The sequence below is a fragment of the Allomesorhizobium aridi genome (assembly GCF_043769475.1).
Taxonomy (GTDB): Bacteria; Pseudomonadota; Alphaproteobacteria; order Rhizobiales; family Rhizobiaceae; genus Allomesorhizobium.
In genome coordinates, this window is the sequence record NZ_CP171729.1 from 3,462,825 (window position 1) to 3,477,333 (window position 14,509).

The 14,509-nt window shown below is 64.1% G+C and carries 15 protein-coding genes and 1 pseudogene; 2 read left to right on the forward strand and 14 right to left on the reverse strand.

Going from position 1 to position 14,509, the window contains the following annotated elements:
* Window positions 1–468: 468 nt before the first annotated feature.
* Genes denD through ACG873_RS19110 form a run of 4 tightly spaced genes read right to left on the reverse strand, consistent with a single transcriptional unit; the run spans window position 469 to window position 3,332 of the window.
* On the reverse strand, window positions 469–1,434 hold the full coding sequence (gene denD, locus ACG873_RS19095) for a D-erythronate dehydrogenase (RefSeq protein ID WP_394886729.1): 966 nt from the start codon (window positions 1,432–1,434) through the stop codon (window positions 469–471).
* A complete protein-coding gene (locus ACG873_RS19100; protein ID WP_394886731.1) occupies window positions 1,435–1,641 on the reverse strand; it encodes a hypothetical protein in 207 nt (68 codons plus the stop codon).
* Window positions 1,638–2,621 (reverse strand): cation diffusion facilitator family transporter, encoded by a 984-nt coding sequence (locus ACG873_RS19105; RefSeq protein WP_394886732.1) that lies wholly within the window; start codon window positions 2,619–2,621, stop codon window positions 1,638–1,640. Before ACG873_RS19105 ends, ACG873_RS19100 begins: the two co-directional genes overlap by 4 nt.
* 12 nt (window positions 2,622–2,633) lie before the next feature.
* Window positions 2,634–3,332 (reverse strand): GNAT family N-acetyltransferase, encoded by a 699-nt coding sequence (locus ACG873_RS19110; protein ID WP_394886734.1) that lies wholly within the window; start codon window positions 3,330–3,332, stop codon window positions 2,634–2,636.
* A gap of 70 nt (window positions 3,333–3,402) precedes the next feature.
* Here ACG873_RS19110 and ACG873_RS19115 point away from each other — a divergent pair, with 70 nt between their 5' ends.
* Window positions 3,403–4,602, forward strand: a complete 1,200-nt coding sequence (locus tag ACG873_RS19115; RefSeq protein ID WP_394886736.1) for a pyridoxal phosphate-dependent aminotransferase — start codon at window positions 3,403–3,405, stop codon at window positions 4,600–4,602.
* A 2-nt stretch (window positions 4,603–4,604) separates the two neighbouring features.
* On the opposite strand, the gene ACG873_RS19120 is transcribed toward ACG873_RS19115, so the two are convergent.
* The 10 genes and pseudogenes from ACG873_RS19120 to ACG873_RS19165 form a co-directional block, all read right to left on the reverse strand.
* Window positions 4,605–5,015: a RidA family protein gene (locus ACG873_RS19120; RefSeq protein WP_394886737.1), complete on the reverse strand. Its 411-nt coding sequence runs from the start codon at window positions 5,013–5,015 to the stop codon at window positions 4,605–4,607.
* A gap of 27 nt (window positions 5,016–5,042) precedes the next feature.
* Window positions 5,043–5,730, reverse strand: a pseudogene (locus tag ACG873_RS19125) (ABC transporter ATP-binding protein).
* Window positions 5,727–6,476: an ABC transporter ATP-binding protein gene (locus ACG873_RS19130; protein ID WP_394886739.1), complete on the reverse strand. Its 750-nt coding sequence runs from the start codon at window positions 6,474–6,476 to the stop codon at window positions 5,727–5,729. Before ACG873_RS19130 ends, ACG873_RS19125 begins: the two are co-directional and overlap by 4 nt.
* Window positions 6,469–7,449: a branched-chain amino acid ABC transporter permease gene (locus ACG873_RS19135; protein ID WP_394886741.1), complete on the reverse strand. Its 981-nt coding sequence runs from the start codon at window positions 7,447–7,449 to the stop codon at window positions 6,469–6,471. The genes ACG873_RS19130 and ACG873_RS19135 overlap by 8 nt, the downstream gene beginning before the upstream one ends.
* An 8-nt stretch (window positions 7,450–7,457) precedes the next feature.
* Complete coding sequence (locus tag ACG873_RS19140; protein ID WP_394886743.1) at window positions 7,458–8,378, reverse strand: branched-chain amino acid ABC transporter permease; 921 nt, start codon at window positions 8,376–8,378, stop codon at window positions 7,458–7,460.
* Between the two features lie 196 nt (window positions 8,379–8,574).
* Entirely contained in the window at window positions 8,575–9,714 is a 1,140-nt protein-coding gene (locus ACG873_RS19145) for an ABC transporter substrate-binding protein (protein WP_394886744.1), read from the reverse strand.
* Window positions 9,715–9,757: 43 nt separating this feature from the next.
* Entirely contained in the window at window positions 9,758–10,597 is an 840-nt protein-coding gene (gene kynA, locus ACG873_RS19150; protein WP_394886746.1) for a tryptophan 2,3-dioxygenase, read from the reverse strand.
* Between the two features lie 267 nt (window positions 10,598–10,864).
* Entirely contained in the window at window positions 10,865–11,620 is a 756-nt protein-coding gene (locus tag ACG873_RS19155) for an SDR family oxidoreductase (protein WP_394886748.1), read from the reverse strand.
* 182 nt (window positions 11,621–11,802) lie between these two features.
* Window positions 11,803–12,537, reverse strand: a complete 735-nt coding sequence (locus ACG873_RS19160; protein WP_394886749.1) for a tellurite resistance TerB family protein — start codon at window positions 12,535–12,537, stop codon at window positions 11,803–11,805.
* A 108-nt stretch (window positions 12,538–12,645) separates the two neighbouring features.
* A complete protein-coding gene (locus tag ACG873_RS19165) occupies window positions 12,646–13,572 on the reverse strand; it encodes a rhodanese-related sulfurtransferase (protein WP_394886751.1) in 927 nt (308 codons plus the stop codon).
* A 165-nt stretch (window positions 13,573–13,737) separates the two neighbouring features.
* Between ACG873_RS19165 and ACG873_RS19170 the strand changes: the two genes are divergently transcribed.
* Complete coding sequence (locus ACG873_RS19170) at window positions 13,738–14,499, forward strand: N-acetylmuramidase family protein (protein ID WP_394886752.1); 762 nt, start codon at window positions 13,738–13,740, stop codon at window positions 14,497–14,499.
* Window positions 14,500–14,509 lie beyond the last annotated feature (10 nt).

A 14,509-nucleotide genomic window follows, 5' to 3' on the forward strand; every position in this document is an offset into this window, starting at 1 on the left:
TTCAGATCAGGAAGATAAAAGATTTTCGAAGAAATCTGGAGCGGCGTTTTATCCACACATCCCCGCTCCTCGCGCATAATCTCCTCACCGTTCTGGCGGGACCTGGTGCGCACCGGGTATCAGGCAGAACGGCGGTGACCTCCCGCCATGGGATCGGAACCCATGGCTCCGAGGGCGTCCGACGGGCCGGCATTCCGAGCGAAGCGCCAATGCTTCGTGAACGGAAGGCGGATCATCCGCGCGTCATTGTCCATGGAAAGAACATGGAGCGGGGCGCGTGACCGGCCGACTGGGGCGACAGACACCGGCGGGGCGCGGAAGCTGCGCCACGTATATAAGTTTCGGTAGGCAAGGCCAAGCGCCCCGCTTCCCGATTTCTCCCTGCAAAGGGAGCGTTCTTTGACAATGGCCAGACGGTGAAAACCGGGCGTGGCGATGATGAAGCGCGCCAGCGACCCCACTTTGATCTCAGCCGCCCAGCTCGTCCTCGATATGCGCGCGGATGATCTCGTCGAAACTCTGCTCAGCCGTAAACCCAAGCTCGCGCGCACGCCGCGCCTCGAAGCGCGTCGGCCAGTTCTGGACGATCGCCCAGGTCGCCGCGTCCGGCACTTCGCGGATGAGCTTCACGACATCTGCACCGGCAATGCGCTCCAGCGCTTCGATCTGCTCGCCGACCGTCACGCCGACGCCCGGCATGGTTAGATTGCGGCGCGGGCCGACCAGCGCGCCGTCGATGCCGGCCGCGCGGATCAGGAAACCGACCGCCGAGCGCGGGCTGGCATGTGTATGCACGACCGAGCGCGGCACGGGCAACACCGCCTCCTGGCCGGCGAGCGGCTCGCGGATGATGCTGGAAAAGAAGCCGGAAGCGGCCTTGTTAGGCTTGCCCGGGCGTACGCAGATCGTCGGCAGCCGGATGCCGATGCCGTCGAAGAAGCCGCGCCGCGTATAGTCGGAGAGCAGCGCCTCGGCCATCAGCTTCTGCGTCCCGTAGGAGGTCATCGGCGTCGGGTGGAACTCGTCGGGAATCACCTCCGGGAACGGCGCGCCAAAAACCGCGATCGACGAGGTGAAGACCAGGCGCGGCTTGTAGCCGGCCAGCCGGACGGCGTCGAACAGGACCCGCGAGCCGTCCAGATTGACGCGGTAGCCGAGATCGAAATTCGTCTCCGCCTCGCCCGAAACGACGCCCGCCAGATGGAAGATCATGTCCGGACGGTCGGCGATCAAAGCCTCCGAGGCGCCTGCCGCAGCAAGGTCGCCAGTGAAGGCGCGGATGGAAATCCCGCCCGCTTGCGGCGTCTCCGGTGCAACGATGTCGTGAAGGTCGAGCGCGGTGATCGTCCGCCCCGCCAGTTGCCGGTCCTGCAGCAATCGCGCAACGAGCTTGCGTCCGACCATGCCGGCCGCTCCGGTAATCAGTATGCGCATTCAGTCCTCTTTTCCCTGCTGGCTGCGTGCGCGCAGCCAGAACACGATGAACAAAGCGGCGATGAAGAGCAGCGCGACGCCGCCTGCCGCGATCGGCGACACCTCGCCCACCGCCAGCATTATGGCCGGCAGGTAGAACGCCGTCAGGCCGAAGGCGAGCATGATGACTGCCGCTGCCGCCAGCGCGTTGCGGTCCTTGCGGATCATCGGACGGCCGTCTTGCCGGGGCGATGCTTGTGCCCAGCATGATCATGACCGTGGTCGTTGCCATGCTCGTGCGCATCGGCGCAGTGGCCGTATTCCGGCTCGACGGTCGCATGGCTGATGCCGTGGTTGGCGGCAAGGCGCTGCTTGACGGCGCTCACCGCGGCATGGGCGTCGACGCCGTCATCCAGGCAGGCGTGAAGCGTCGCCATGTTCTTCGAGCCGTCGAGCGACCATACATGCATATGATGGATTTCGCGGACCCCCGGGACATGCGCCGCGATATCCTTGGCGATGCCGTCCCGGTCGAGGCTCGCCGGAACGCCTTCGAGCAGCAGATGCCCGGCCTCGCGCACCAGCGACCCGGCGCTCCGGAACAGGATCAGCGCGACCAGAACCGAAAGGATCGGGTCGATCGTGTACCAGCCCGTGGTCAGGATGACGAGCGCGGCCACAAGTGCCGCTACCGAGCCGAGCAGGTCGCCGACAACATGCAGTATGGCGCCGCGCATATTGAGGCTTTCACGATCGCCGCCATGCAGCACGAAGAAAGCGGCGATGTTGACCGCCAGCCCGATCAGCGCGACCAGCAGCATCGGGCCGCCGAGCACAGGCGAGGGTTCGTTCAGCCGATGCCAGGCTTCGTAGACGATCCACAGCGCGATCACGAACACGGTCAGCCCGTTGGTATAAGCGACGAGCGTCTTCACCCGGTCGAAGCCGTAGGTCATGCGCGCGGTCGCGGCGCGGGTGGCGAGGTGGAAGGCGTACCAGGCCAGCACCAGCGACACCGAATCGGTGAGCATGTGGCCGGCATCGGCGAGCAGCGCCAACGAACCGGTGAGCACGCCGCCGATCGCTTCGGCCACCATGAAGCCGGCCGTCAGGATGGCGGCGATCAGCACCCGCGACTTGTTCGCGTCGTGCGCATGAGCGCCGGCGTGGCTGTGGCCGCCGTGGCCGTGATCGTGATTGCCGCTCATCTATTCCGTCTGCTATGCGACCGCTTTGGCGCGGAGCTCTTCGAGCCGCCGCTTCTGCCGGCCTTCGCTGTCGAAATTAGCCGGATCGAGCCATTCCCGATAGGCGCGTTTCAGCGCAGGCCATTCCTTGTCGATGATGGAATACCACGCCGTGTCCCGGTTCTGCCCTTTCACTACCAGATTCTGCCGGAAAACGCCCTCGAACTGGAAGCCGAAGCGTTTGGCCGCCCGCTTCGACGGCTCGTTGGCGTTGTTGCATTTCCATTCGTAGCGCCGATAGCCGAGGTCGTCGAACGCGTATTTCATGAACAGGAACTGCGCCTCCGTCGCTGCGGGTCTGCGCGAGATGAGCGGTCCCCAGTAGATGTTGCCGATCTCGATCACGCCATGGGCAGGCTCGATGCGCATCAGCGTTTGCCGCCCGGCGACCTTGCCGCTGGCCTTGTCGATGACTGCGAAGAACAGCGGATCCTCGCTCGCCGCCGCTTTTTCCAGCCAGGGCTGAAAGGCGGCGCGCCTTTCCGGCGGATAGTCGAACAGCCAGCGGAATCGATCTCCCGCATCCGGCACCGACGAAGCTTCGTAGAGGCCGTCGCCGTGCCTTGCCACGTCGAGCGGCTCAAGCCGGACATAGCGACCCTCCAACACCTTGCGCTCGGGACGCGGCCGCGGCTGCCAATTCTTCAGATCGTCCGACAAGCGTTGCTCCATTGCGTTGACATTTCCGGCGGGACGTTCACAAAAGCCCATTCGCGGCATAAGCACCAGATGGATGTGAAACATGCTCCAAACAATCGCGGCCTTCGACCGTCTCGGCGAAGAAAATGCATTTGCCGTATTGGCGCGAGCGACGGCGCTGGCGCAACAGGGCCGCGACATCGTCAATCTCGGCATCGGCCAGCCGGACTTCCGTACCCCGGAGCATATCGTCGAGGCGGCGATCAAGGCGTTGCGCGACGGGCATCACGGCTACACGCCCGCCAACGGGCTGCTGGCGACGCGCGAAGCCGTGGTTCGCCGCACCCTGGCGATGACCGGCGTCGAGGTCTCGCCGGAATCGGTGATGATCCTGCCCGGCGGCAAGCCGACCATGTTCGCGGCGATCATGATGTTCGGAGAACCGGGCGCCGACATTCTCTATCCGGATCCCGGATTTCCGATCTACCGCTCGATGATCGAATTCACCGGCGCGACCCCCATTCCGGTGCCGATGCGCGAAGCCAATGGTTTTGCATTCTCGGCCGAGGAGACGCTGGCGCTGATCACGCCGCGGACGCGGCTGCTGATCCTCAACTCGCCGGCCAACCCGACAGGCGGCGTGACGCCGCGCGCCGAGATCGAGAAGCTGGTCGCCGGGCTGGCCGCGCATCCGAACGTCGCCATCCTCTCCGACGAGATCTACGACGTCATGACCTATGACGGCGAGAAGCACTGCTCGCTGCTGCAATTTCCGGAAATCCGCGATCGGCTGATCGTGCTCAACGGCTGGTCGAAGACCTGGGCGATGACCGGTTGGCGCATGGGATGGTCGATCTGGCCGAATTCGGCCGAGAGCAATCATCTCTACGACAAGGTGCGCAAGCTCGCGGTGAATTGTTGGTCCTGCGTCAACGCGCCGAGCCAGTATGCCGGCATCGCCGCGATCGACGGCCCGCAGGACGAGGTCGATAACATGATGCGCGCCTTCGACCGGCGGCGAAAGGTCGTCGTCGAAGGGCTGAACCTGCTGCCTGGCGTCTCGTGCATCACGCCGAAAGGCGCGTTCTATGCGTTTCCGAATATCTCGGCGACCGGCTGGAAGGCCAAGAAGCTCGCCTCGGCGCTGCTCGATGAAGCCGGCGTGGCGCTGATCGGCGGGCCGGATTTCGGCGTGCTCGGCGAAGGCTATGTCCGCTTGTCCTACGCCAATTCGGAAGAGAACATCCTGCGCGCTCTGGACAGGATGGCGGATTTCCTGAAGGCGCGGCCAGCGGCAGCTTAGAGCTATTTGGGCAGAACCGCCGTCGCCTCGATCTCAACCTTGGCGGCGTCTTCCATCAGCGCCACTACCTGCACCATCGCCATCGCCGGATAGTGCTTGCCCATCACCGAGCGATAAGCCTCGCCGATCTCGCGCAGATTGGCGAGATATTCCGTCTTGCTGGTCACGTACCAGGTCATCTTGACGATGTGCTCCGGCCGCCCACCGGCCTCCGCGACGATGTCGACGATGTTTTGCAGCGTCTGCCGCGTCTGGCCGGCGAGATCATGGGCCTCGAATATCTGGTAGCCGGTCCAGCCGATCTGGCCGCCGAGATAGACGGTGCGGCCCTCGGCGACGATGCCGTTTGCATAGCCCTTGGCGGTTTTCCAGTTCGCCGGGTGCAGCACCTGGTGGACGGGATCGGCGGTCATTTTTCTTCTCCAACATCAGCTCGGGCGTCAGACGCCGAGATACCGGTCCTGCAGTTCCGGCGTAAGCTCGTCCGGCTTGCCGGAAAACACGGTCCGGCCCTTTTCCAGCACGAAGCAGCGGTCGGCCACGGGCAAAAGTTCGGCGAGCGTCTTGTCGACAACCAGGATCGACTGGCCATCCGCCTTCAGCCGCCGGATCGCCGCCCAGATGTCCTGCCGAATGACCGGCGCCAGGCCTTCCGTGGCTTCGTCGAGGATGAGCAGTTGCGGATTGGTCATCAGCGCACGGCCGATCGCCAGCATCTGCTGCTCGCCTCCGGAAAGCGAATGCGCATACTGGTCCTGCCGTTCCTCGAGCTCGCGGGAAAAGGGCGTTGATGCGCGCCAGCGTCCACGGTCCCCGCCGAGCCGCCGCGACCAGGTTCTCGCGCACCGTCAGGTTGGGAAAGCAGCGCCGCCCCTCCGGCACTAGTCCGATCCCGAGCCGCGCGATCCGATAGGACTGCATGCCGGCAATGTCCTTGCCGATGAAGCGGATTCTTCCGCCGCGCGGGCGGATTAGTCCGAGCACCGAACTGATCGCCGTGGTCTTGCCCATGCCGTTGCGCCCCATCAGCGCGACGACCTCGCTCTGGCCGACCGAAAACTCGACGCCGAACAGCGCCTGCGACGCGCCGTAAAAACTTTCCAGCCCGCTGACCTGAAGCAACGTCACGGCCGCTCTCCGAGATAGGCGCGGCGTACTTCGGCATCGCCGCGGATTTCGTCGACCGTGCCGGTGGCAATGATGCGGCCATAGACCAGCACCGAGATGCGGTCGGCGAGCGCGAAGACCGCATCCATGTCGTGCTCGACCAGAAGGATCGGCGCCTCGTGCCGCAGTCCGTTAAGAAAACCCGTTAGCGCACGGGAGCCTTCCGGTCCCATGCCGGCCATCGGCTCGTCGAGCAGGAACGCCCTCGGCCCGAGCGCAAGCGCGATGGCGATCTCCAACTGCCGGCGCTCGCCATGCGAAAGCTCGGCCGCAGGCACATTGGCGCGGGCCGTCAGGCCGGTGCGCTCCAGCATCGCCATTGCCGGCTCGGTCAAGCTCCGGTCGTTCATCACCGGGCGGAAGAAGCGGAAGCTCGATCCTTGCCGCGACTGGACAGCGAGCATGACATTGCGCAGCGCCGAAAATTCCGGCGCCAGCGAGGAAATCTGGAAGCTGCGGCCGAGGCCGCGGCGGGCGCGGGCTGCGACGCCCAGCGCGCCGATATTTTCGCCGAGGAAAATGATCTCGCCGCTGTCGGGCGTAATGCCGCCCGCGATCTGATGGATCAGCGTCGTCTTGCCGGCGCCGTTGGGGCCGATCAGCGCGTGGATCTCGCCCGGCCGCAGATCCAGGCCGACGCCGTCGGTCGCCTTCAGCGCGCCGAAGGATTTCCTGAGATCGCGTATGGACAGGACCGGCTCAACCATGGCGAGCCTTTCCGGCGAGCACGCCGATCAAGCCGCCGCGCGCGAACAGCACCACGCCGAGCAGGATGAGACCTAGGAAGAACTGCCAGCGCTCAGTCAACCCGCCGAGCACGAATTCGAACAGCACGAACAGCATCGCGCCGGCGACGGGTCCGAACAGGCGCCCCGTGCCGCCTAGGATGATCAGCACGATCAGTTCGCCCGACATCTGCCAGGACAGCATTGACGGGCTGACGAAGCGGTTCAAATCGGCCAGCAGCGCGCCGGCAAGCCCGGTAATCGCAGCCGAGATGGTGAAGGCCGCGAGCCTTATCCGGAACGGCGCGATGCCGACGGCGGCCAGCCGAACCTCGTTCTGCCGCCCCGCCTGCAGCGCCGCACCGAAGCGCGAGTCGCGTACGACCGCGAACAGCGCGAGCGCCGCCAGCAGAAGGATATAGCAGATCAGGAAGAAGGTCAGCGGAACGGCGGTATTCACGCCCGGAAAGCCGTTGCGGACAACGATCGAAAGCCCGTCCTCGCCGCCATAGGCCGGCCAGGAGATCGCGAAATAGTAGATCATCTGCGCGAAGGCGAGCGTGATCATGATGAAATAGACGCCGGCGGTCCGGAGGCTGATCGCGCCGATCGGCAGCGCTATCAGCGCGGAAACCAGCATCGCCGCTAGCCAGATTATGGGCATCTGATCGCTGCCGAAAAACTCGAACGGCCAGGAGAAAAGCGGCGTCTGGTTGAAGGCGTGGCTGGAAAATATGCCGGCGACATAGCCGCCGATGCCGAAAAATGCGGCGTGGCCGAACGAGACCAGGCCGCCGAGGCCGAGCGCGAAATTGAGGCCGACGGCGGCGAGCGCCAGTATCGCCATGCGGGTCGCGAGCGTGATGTAGAACGGCTCGCCAATCGCCATCGCAACCAGCGGTGCGGCGTGCAGGAGCACTGCCAGCAGCAGATTGATCGCCCGTTCGCGGCTCATCCGGCTGCTCATGCTGTCGCCGGGAACAGGCCCTTCGGCCTGAACGCCAGGATGAGCGCCATGACGATATAGATCAGCATCGAGGCAAGCGCCGCGCCCACCGTCGCGCCCTCGGAGGGACCGAGAAAGGCCGCGAAAAGTTTGGGCAGCAGAAACCGCCCGAGTGTGTCGGTCAGGCCGACCAGCACCGCGCCGACCAGCGCACCCTTGATCGAGCCGATGCCGCCGATGACGATGACCACGAAGGCGAGGATCAGCACGGGTTCGCCCATGCCGACCTGCACCGACTGGAGCGCGCCGACCAGCGCGCCAGCGAGACCCGCAAGGGCTGCGCCGAGCGCGAAAACCACCGTGTAGAGCGTACCGATGTCGACGCCGAGCGCGGCGATCATCTCGCGGTCCGACTGGCCGGCGCGGATGCGCATGCCGAGCCGGGTCCGGGCGATCAGGTAATAAAGCCCAACCGCCACCAGCACGCCGACGCCGATGATCGCCAGCCGGTACAGTTGGTAGCGCGCGCCGCCGGGCAGATCGACCGCGCCTGAAAGCGCCGGCGGAATATCGAGATAGAGCGGGAACGACCCGAACAGCCAGCGCGTGCCTTCCGAGAAGATCAGGATCAGCGCGAAGGTGGCGAGCACCTGGTCGAGATGGTCGCGATCGTAGAGCCGCCGGATGACGACGAGTTCGGCCAGCGCTCCGGCGGCAGCGGCGGCAGCGAGGCTGGCGGCCAGCCCAAGCCAGAAGGAGCCGGTCGCCGCGGCCACCGCCGCGCAGGCGAAGGCGCCGATCATGTAGAACGAGCCGTGCGCCAGATTGATCAGCCCCATCACGCCGAAGATAAGCGTCAGCCCCGCCGCCATCAGGAACAGCATCACGCCGAACTGAAGTCCGTTCAGCAGTTGCTCGATGATGAGTGCCGTGGACAAGGAGACGTTGGTCCTGTTCAGCTTTTCACTGGGAAATTCCGCAATGCCGATCCCTCCTTCATCCGCCTGCCGGCACCTTCTCCCCGCAAGTGACGGGGAGAAGAGAGAGAGCGGCTGCGTTGACGCCCCCCTCTCCCCGTCCTGAGCCTGTCGAAGGATCGCGGGGAGAGGGTAAGGGTGAGGGGCAGCGCCCGCCTTACATCTTGCAGTCTTTGGCGTAGGCGTCCTGATGGTCCTCGAGGCTGATGCCGATGATCTTGTTGGTCAGCACGTCACCTTCCTTCACCACTTCGCGGACGTAGATGTCCTGGATCGGATGGTTGTTGTTGCCGAACTTGAAGTCGCCGCGGGTCGATCTGAACTTGGCGGCCTTGAGCGCCGCACGGAACGCGTCAGCGTCCTTGACGCTTGCCGTCGTCGCCGCCGACAGGATCAGGTTCGCCGTATCGTAGCCCTGGCTGGCATAGAGCGAGGGCAGCCGGTTGTACTCGGCCTGGAAGCCCTCGACGAACTTCTTGTTCGCCGCATTGTCGAGTTCCTTCGACCATTGCGAGGTGTTCTTGACGCCGAGCGCCGCGTCGCCGATTGCGCCGAGAACATCCTGGTCGAAGGAAAAGCCAGGACCGGTGACCGGGATCTCGATGCCCGATTGGGCATACTGCTTCATGAAGGCGATGCCCATGCCGCCGGGCAGGAAGATGTAGACGGAATCCGCTCCGGAATCGCGGATTTGGGCGATCTCAGCGGCATAATCGGTCTGGCCGAGCTTGGTGTAGATCTCGCCCGCGAGTTCGCCCTTGTAGAAGCGCTTGTAGCCGGTGAGCGCGTCGGTGCCGGCCGGATAATTCGGCGCGAGGATGAAGGCATTCTTGTAGCCGGCGGTATTGGCGTAGTTGCCCATTGCTTCATGCAGATTGTCGTTCTGCCAGGCGACGTTGAAGTAGTTCTTGTCGCACTTCGCGCCCGCGAGCGCCGACGGCCCAGCGTTTGGCGAAAGATAGAATTTGCCCTGCGCGACCGCGTTCGGCACCACAGCCATTGCGAGGTTGGAGAAGATGATGCCGGTCAGGATATCGACCTTGTCGCTCTGGATCATCTTGTCGGCGATCTGCACCGCCGTCTCCGGCTTCTGCGCATCGTCCTCGACGACGACGTCGATCTCGGTGTTGCCGGCCTGCTTCAGCGCCAGCATAAAGCCGTCGCGCACGTCGACGCCGAGACCTGCTCCCCCGCCTGAAAGCGTCGTAATCATGCCGATCTTGATCGGCTCGGCGTAAGCAAGGCCGGAGGTTGCGAGCGACAAGCCCAAGACACCGGATGCGATAATCTTCTTCATTCTCTTCTCCCGTTGATTGTTGTTTTCGTTCCCAGATTTTCGATCAAAGCTCGGTGCGAACTTTCCAGAGTTCCGGAAACAGTTCAACCTCCAGCATCTTGCGCAGGTAGGAAACGCCCAACGTTCCGCCTGTCCCGCGTTTCAACCCGATGATCCGCTCCACCGTGGTGACGTGGTTGAAGCGCCAGCGACGGAAATAGTCCTCGAAATCGACCAGTTTCTCGGCCAGTTCGTAGAGCATCCAATGCTTCTCGGGCGCGAGATAGACCTGCCGCCAGGCGGCAAGGACGGCATCGTTCGGCTTCCGGGTCGCGCGCCAGTCGGTCCTGCCGGCGTCGTCGCCAATGTCGAAGCCCTGCCGCGAAAGCAGGAGCAGCGCCTCGTCGTAGAGGCTCGGGGTGGCGAGGATTTCCTCGAGTTCGGCGATCACCTCCGGCCGGTGCGCATGCGGCTTGAGCATCGCCTCGTTGCGGTTTCCGGCCAGGAATTCGATCGCCCGGTACTGATATGACTGAAAGCCCGACGACTGCCCCAGCGAACCGCGAAACTGCGTGTATTCGGACGGCGTCATGGTCCTGAGCACATCCCAGGCGCCGGTCAGCTGCTCGAATATCCGCGCCACGCGCGACAGCATCTTGAAGGCAGGCTGCAGCCTGTCCTCATGGATCGCCCTGGACGCCGAGCGTATCTCGTGGATGGCAAGCTTCATCCACAGTTCCGAGGTCTGGTGCTGGATGATGAACAGCAACTCGTCATGCGCGGCGGAAAGCGGCGACTGCGCATCGAGTATCTTTTCGAGGTGAAGATAGTCGCCGTAGGACATGCGCCCACGGAACTCCATCTGGGCGCCTTCGGCGGGATGGGGAGAGCCAGTCTGCGTCATGCGACGTGTCCCAAATCGGCGGGCGGCGTCAGCCCTGCGTCAGTCCTCCGCCGCAGAATTGCAGAACCACCAGGAAGTTTCAAGCATGAAATTTTATGATTAAAATATCTCGGTAGCTTTATGGAAGGTGTGTTGAGATTCAGGTCAGGCCGAGGCGAGAATGGTGGCTTTCGAGAAGCGGAACGGAGCCGTCCATTCAGGTACGCTAGTACCGGAAGCGCAGAAAGCCGCCATTCGCAGGCCGGCATCACCTGAATATCGACACGCCTAGCCGCGGCCGATATACGGCATCTTGGTCGCCATCACGGTCATGAACAGCACATTGGCGTCGAGCGGCAGGCTGGCCATGTGAACGACCGCGTCCGCGACGCGGTCCACATCCATCACCGGTTCCGGCGCCATGGTGCCGTTCGCCTGCGGCACGCCGACCGTCATCGGCCTGGCCATGTCGGTCAGCGCGTTGCCGATGTCGATCTGTCCGCAGGCTATGTCGAATGGTCTGCCGTCCAGCGCGAGCGTCTTCGTCAGTCCGGTGATGGCGTGCTTGGTCGCCGTATAGGGGACCGAACCGGGGCGCGGCGCATAAGCCGAGACGGATCCGTTGTTGATGATGCGCCCGCCCATCGGCCGCTGCCGGCGCATCGCGCCGAAGGCCGCCCGGGCGCAGAGGAACGAGCCGGTCAGATTGACGCCGACGACATCATTCCACACCTCGACCGGGATCTCGTCGATGGTCGTCGATTTGTAGCCCATTCCGGCATTGTTGAAGAGCAGGTCGACCCGACCGAAGGTCTTGGTGACCATCGCGAACAATTGATCGACCTGTTCCGGCACGGCGATGTCGCAGGAGACGGCGAGCGCCTTTGCCTCTGTCGGACCCGCGTCCGCCACGGCCGCATCGAGTACGTCCTTGCGGCGGCCGCAAAATACCGTGTTCCAGCCGTTCTTGAGCAGCGCCGTCGCTACCGATTTGCCGATGCCGGTGCCTGCACCGGTGACGATCGCGGTCTTGCCGTTCTGCATACGATGATCCTCCCTGAGAGAGAACACGGAATCGCAGATGGAAGTGGATGTGGCAAGCCGCGCGGCAAAAAAGGGCGGCCATTGGCGACCGCCCCGGTTCGAACCGAGCTTGGGAGGAGGAGAAGCCGGTCCGACTGTCTAAAATGATGCGCTTGATCGGTTAACGAAAAGTTAACGCCGAATCATGCACCCCAGATGGCTCCGGTCGCTGGCTTGGCCGGAGTTTCGCTCACCGCTGTAACAGTGGCTTCGACATGGTCGACCAGCGCGTCCGGGAGCTTCATGCGGCCGGCAAGCATGTCGAGATAGCCGCGTTCCGCGCGCGAATCCGGATCGATCGCGAGGCGCGAGGCGGTGTAGATCTCGACCTTCTGCGCGTCCGTCTTGGCGGCTTCCACCAGCGCGTCGAGGTCGAGCGGCGCATCGAGTTCGGCGAGCAGGAACTGCTCGGCCTCGCTGCCGATGCCCGACAGGCTTAGCTTGTCGGCGATTTTCTTGCGCTCTTCGTCATCGATATGGCCATCGGATTTCGCCGCCGCGATCATGGCGCGCACCAGTGTGAGGGCGAATTCCTGCTCGCCCTGCGGCGCCTGCGAGGGATGGAAGCTCGTATCCTCGGGCGGCGGCAGCAGTTCGGGTTCGGCGGCCGCTTCCGCGGGCTGCTTGCCCTTCTGGTAGTTCTGATAGGCTTTGTAGGCGAGCCCGCCGATCGCCGCGAGGCCGCCGAGCTTGAGTGCCGATCCCGTCACCGCGCGGCCTGTACCCGTGCCGAGCAGCACCGCCACCAGCGCGCCGGCCGCCAGCGGATTGTCCTTGGCCATTTGCGTCGCCCTGCCGGCATGGTCGCGGACGGTGGATTCCGTACCCGGAACTTTCGAGCCGAGCAGATCGTCGAGCAGCTTCTTGGGATCGAACATCAAGGCCTCCAGCAAAGAGATTTCCGGCGCATGTCCGGGCCGGTTTCCGGTGCGGCGGAAGTAGGCAGCAGAACGCGACATTACAATGACGCGGCGTGCGACCGCCCCTCAACTGCCTATGTGCCGAACGCCGCGCTTCTCGGCAATTTCCACCTGGCGCTGGCGCTCGGCATAGCGGGCGCGGTCCTCGTCGGAACGCTGGTCGTAACAATGCGGACAGGAGACGCCGGCGATGAATTTCGGCGAGAGACATTCCTCGGCGGTCAGCGGATGGCGGCAGGCGCGGCAGAGTTCCGACTGCCCTTCCGCCAGCCCATGCGAAACCGAAACGCGCTCGTCGAAGACGAAGCACTCGCCTTGCCAGAGGCTCTCCTCCGCCGGAACCTCTTCGAGGTATTTCAGGATACCACCCTTGAGGTGAAAAACATCGTCGAGGCCGAGCGATTTCACATAGGCGGTGGCCTTCTCGCAGCGTATGCCGCCGGTGCAGAACATGGCTATCTTGCGGCCTTCGAGCTGGTCGCGATGGCTGGCAACCCATTGAGGAAACTCGCGAAAGCTCTTCGTCTGAGGATCGACCGCGCCTTGAAAAGTTCCGATCGACACTTCGTAATCGTTGCGCGTGTCGATGACGATCGTCTCGGGATCGGCGATCAGCGCGTTCCACTCGGCGGGCGCGACATAGGCCCCTGCCCCGTGCCGCGGGTCGATACCCTCGACGCCCATGGTGACGATCTCGCGCTTCAGCCTGACTTTCATGCGGTGGAACGGCATTTCGGCCGCAGCGCTGTATTTCACTTCGAGCCCGGCGAGTTCGGGCATCGCCTCCAGCCACGCGAGGAGTTCGGCGATCGCCTGTTCCCTGCCCGCCACGGTGCCGTTGATGCCTTCCGAGGCAAGCAGCAGCGTGCCCTTGATGCCGCGGCCGCAGCAGAAAGCGGCGAGCGGCGCGCGCAGTTCCTCGTATCGCTCAAGCCGGCAGAACCGGTAGAGGGCGGCGACGCGGAAGCCGGTAGTTGCAGGCGAAGTGTCCATGGGTGTGGATAAATCTCCGGTACGGGTAATTCAAGGCACGGATTTATTCGTATGAAATCAGCGATTTGGCTTTGGCGCACGAGCGCAACGCCGCACAAAGTGTTCACACGCGCACGTGCTCGGCGAAAATCAGGCGGATTGAAGCCAAACCAAAGGACACCGCGTATGTTCACTGCTGAAACCAGGCTCGAAATCATCGCCATCGCCAACGACCTCGAACTTGAGCCGGAAGCGCTGCTGGCGATCGCCGAAGTGGAAAGCGGCGGCAAGGGACGCGCCATTGTCGGCGGCAGACCCGAACCGCTGATCCGTTTCGAGGGCCACTATTTCGACCGGCGGCTTTCGGCGGCGAACCGGATGCGGGCGCGGGCGGAGGGGCTCGCCTCGCCGGCCGCCGGCGCGGTTGCCAATCCGGGGACGCAAGCCGGCCGATGGTCGCTTCTCGCCAGAGCCTGCGCGATCGACGCCAAGGCGGCCAATGAAAGCGTGTCCTGGGGCGTCGGCCAGGTCATGGGCGCGCATTGGGCATGGCTGGGTTATGCCGATGTCGACGCGCTCGTTGCGGAAGCGAGGGGCGGCATCGCCGGCCAGGTCCGGCTGATGGCGCGCTATATCGACAAGGCCGGGCTTGCGGCTGCGATCCGGCGCTGCGACTGGGAGGCTTTCGCCCGCGGCTACAACGGACCCCAATTCCGGCGGCACGGCTATCATGTGAAGATAGCGGCGGCTTACCACCGCTTCCGGGCTGAATCCGGGGAGCCCTTGCCGGAGAAAAGAAATCCAGCAGCCGGGATCGCGAAAAGACCGGTCAGGAAAGCGTTTCCTGCGACGGCGATTCCGACGAAAGCGCCAGCGGTCCGGCCGATTAAAACGCCCTTCTGGAGCAGCCTTGCAGCCAAGCTGTCCGGCTTCCTCGGGCGACGCTGATCGGAGCGCC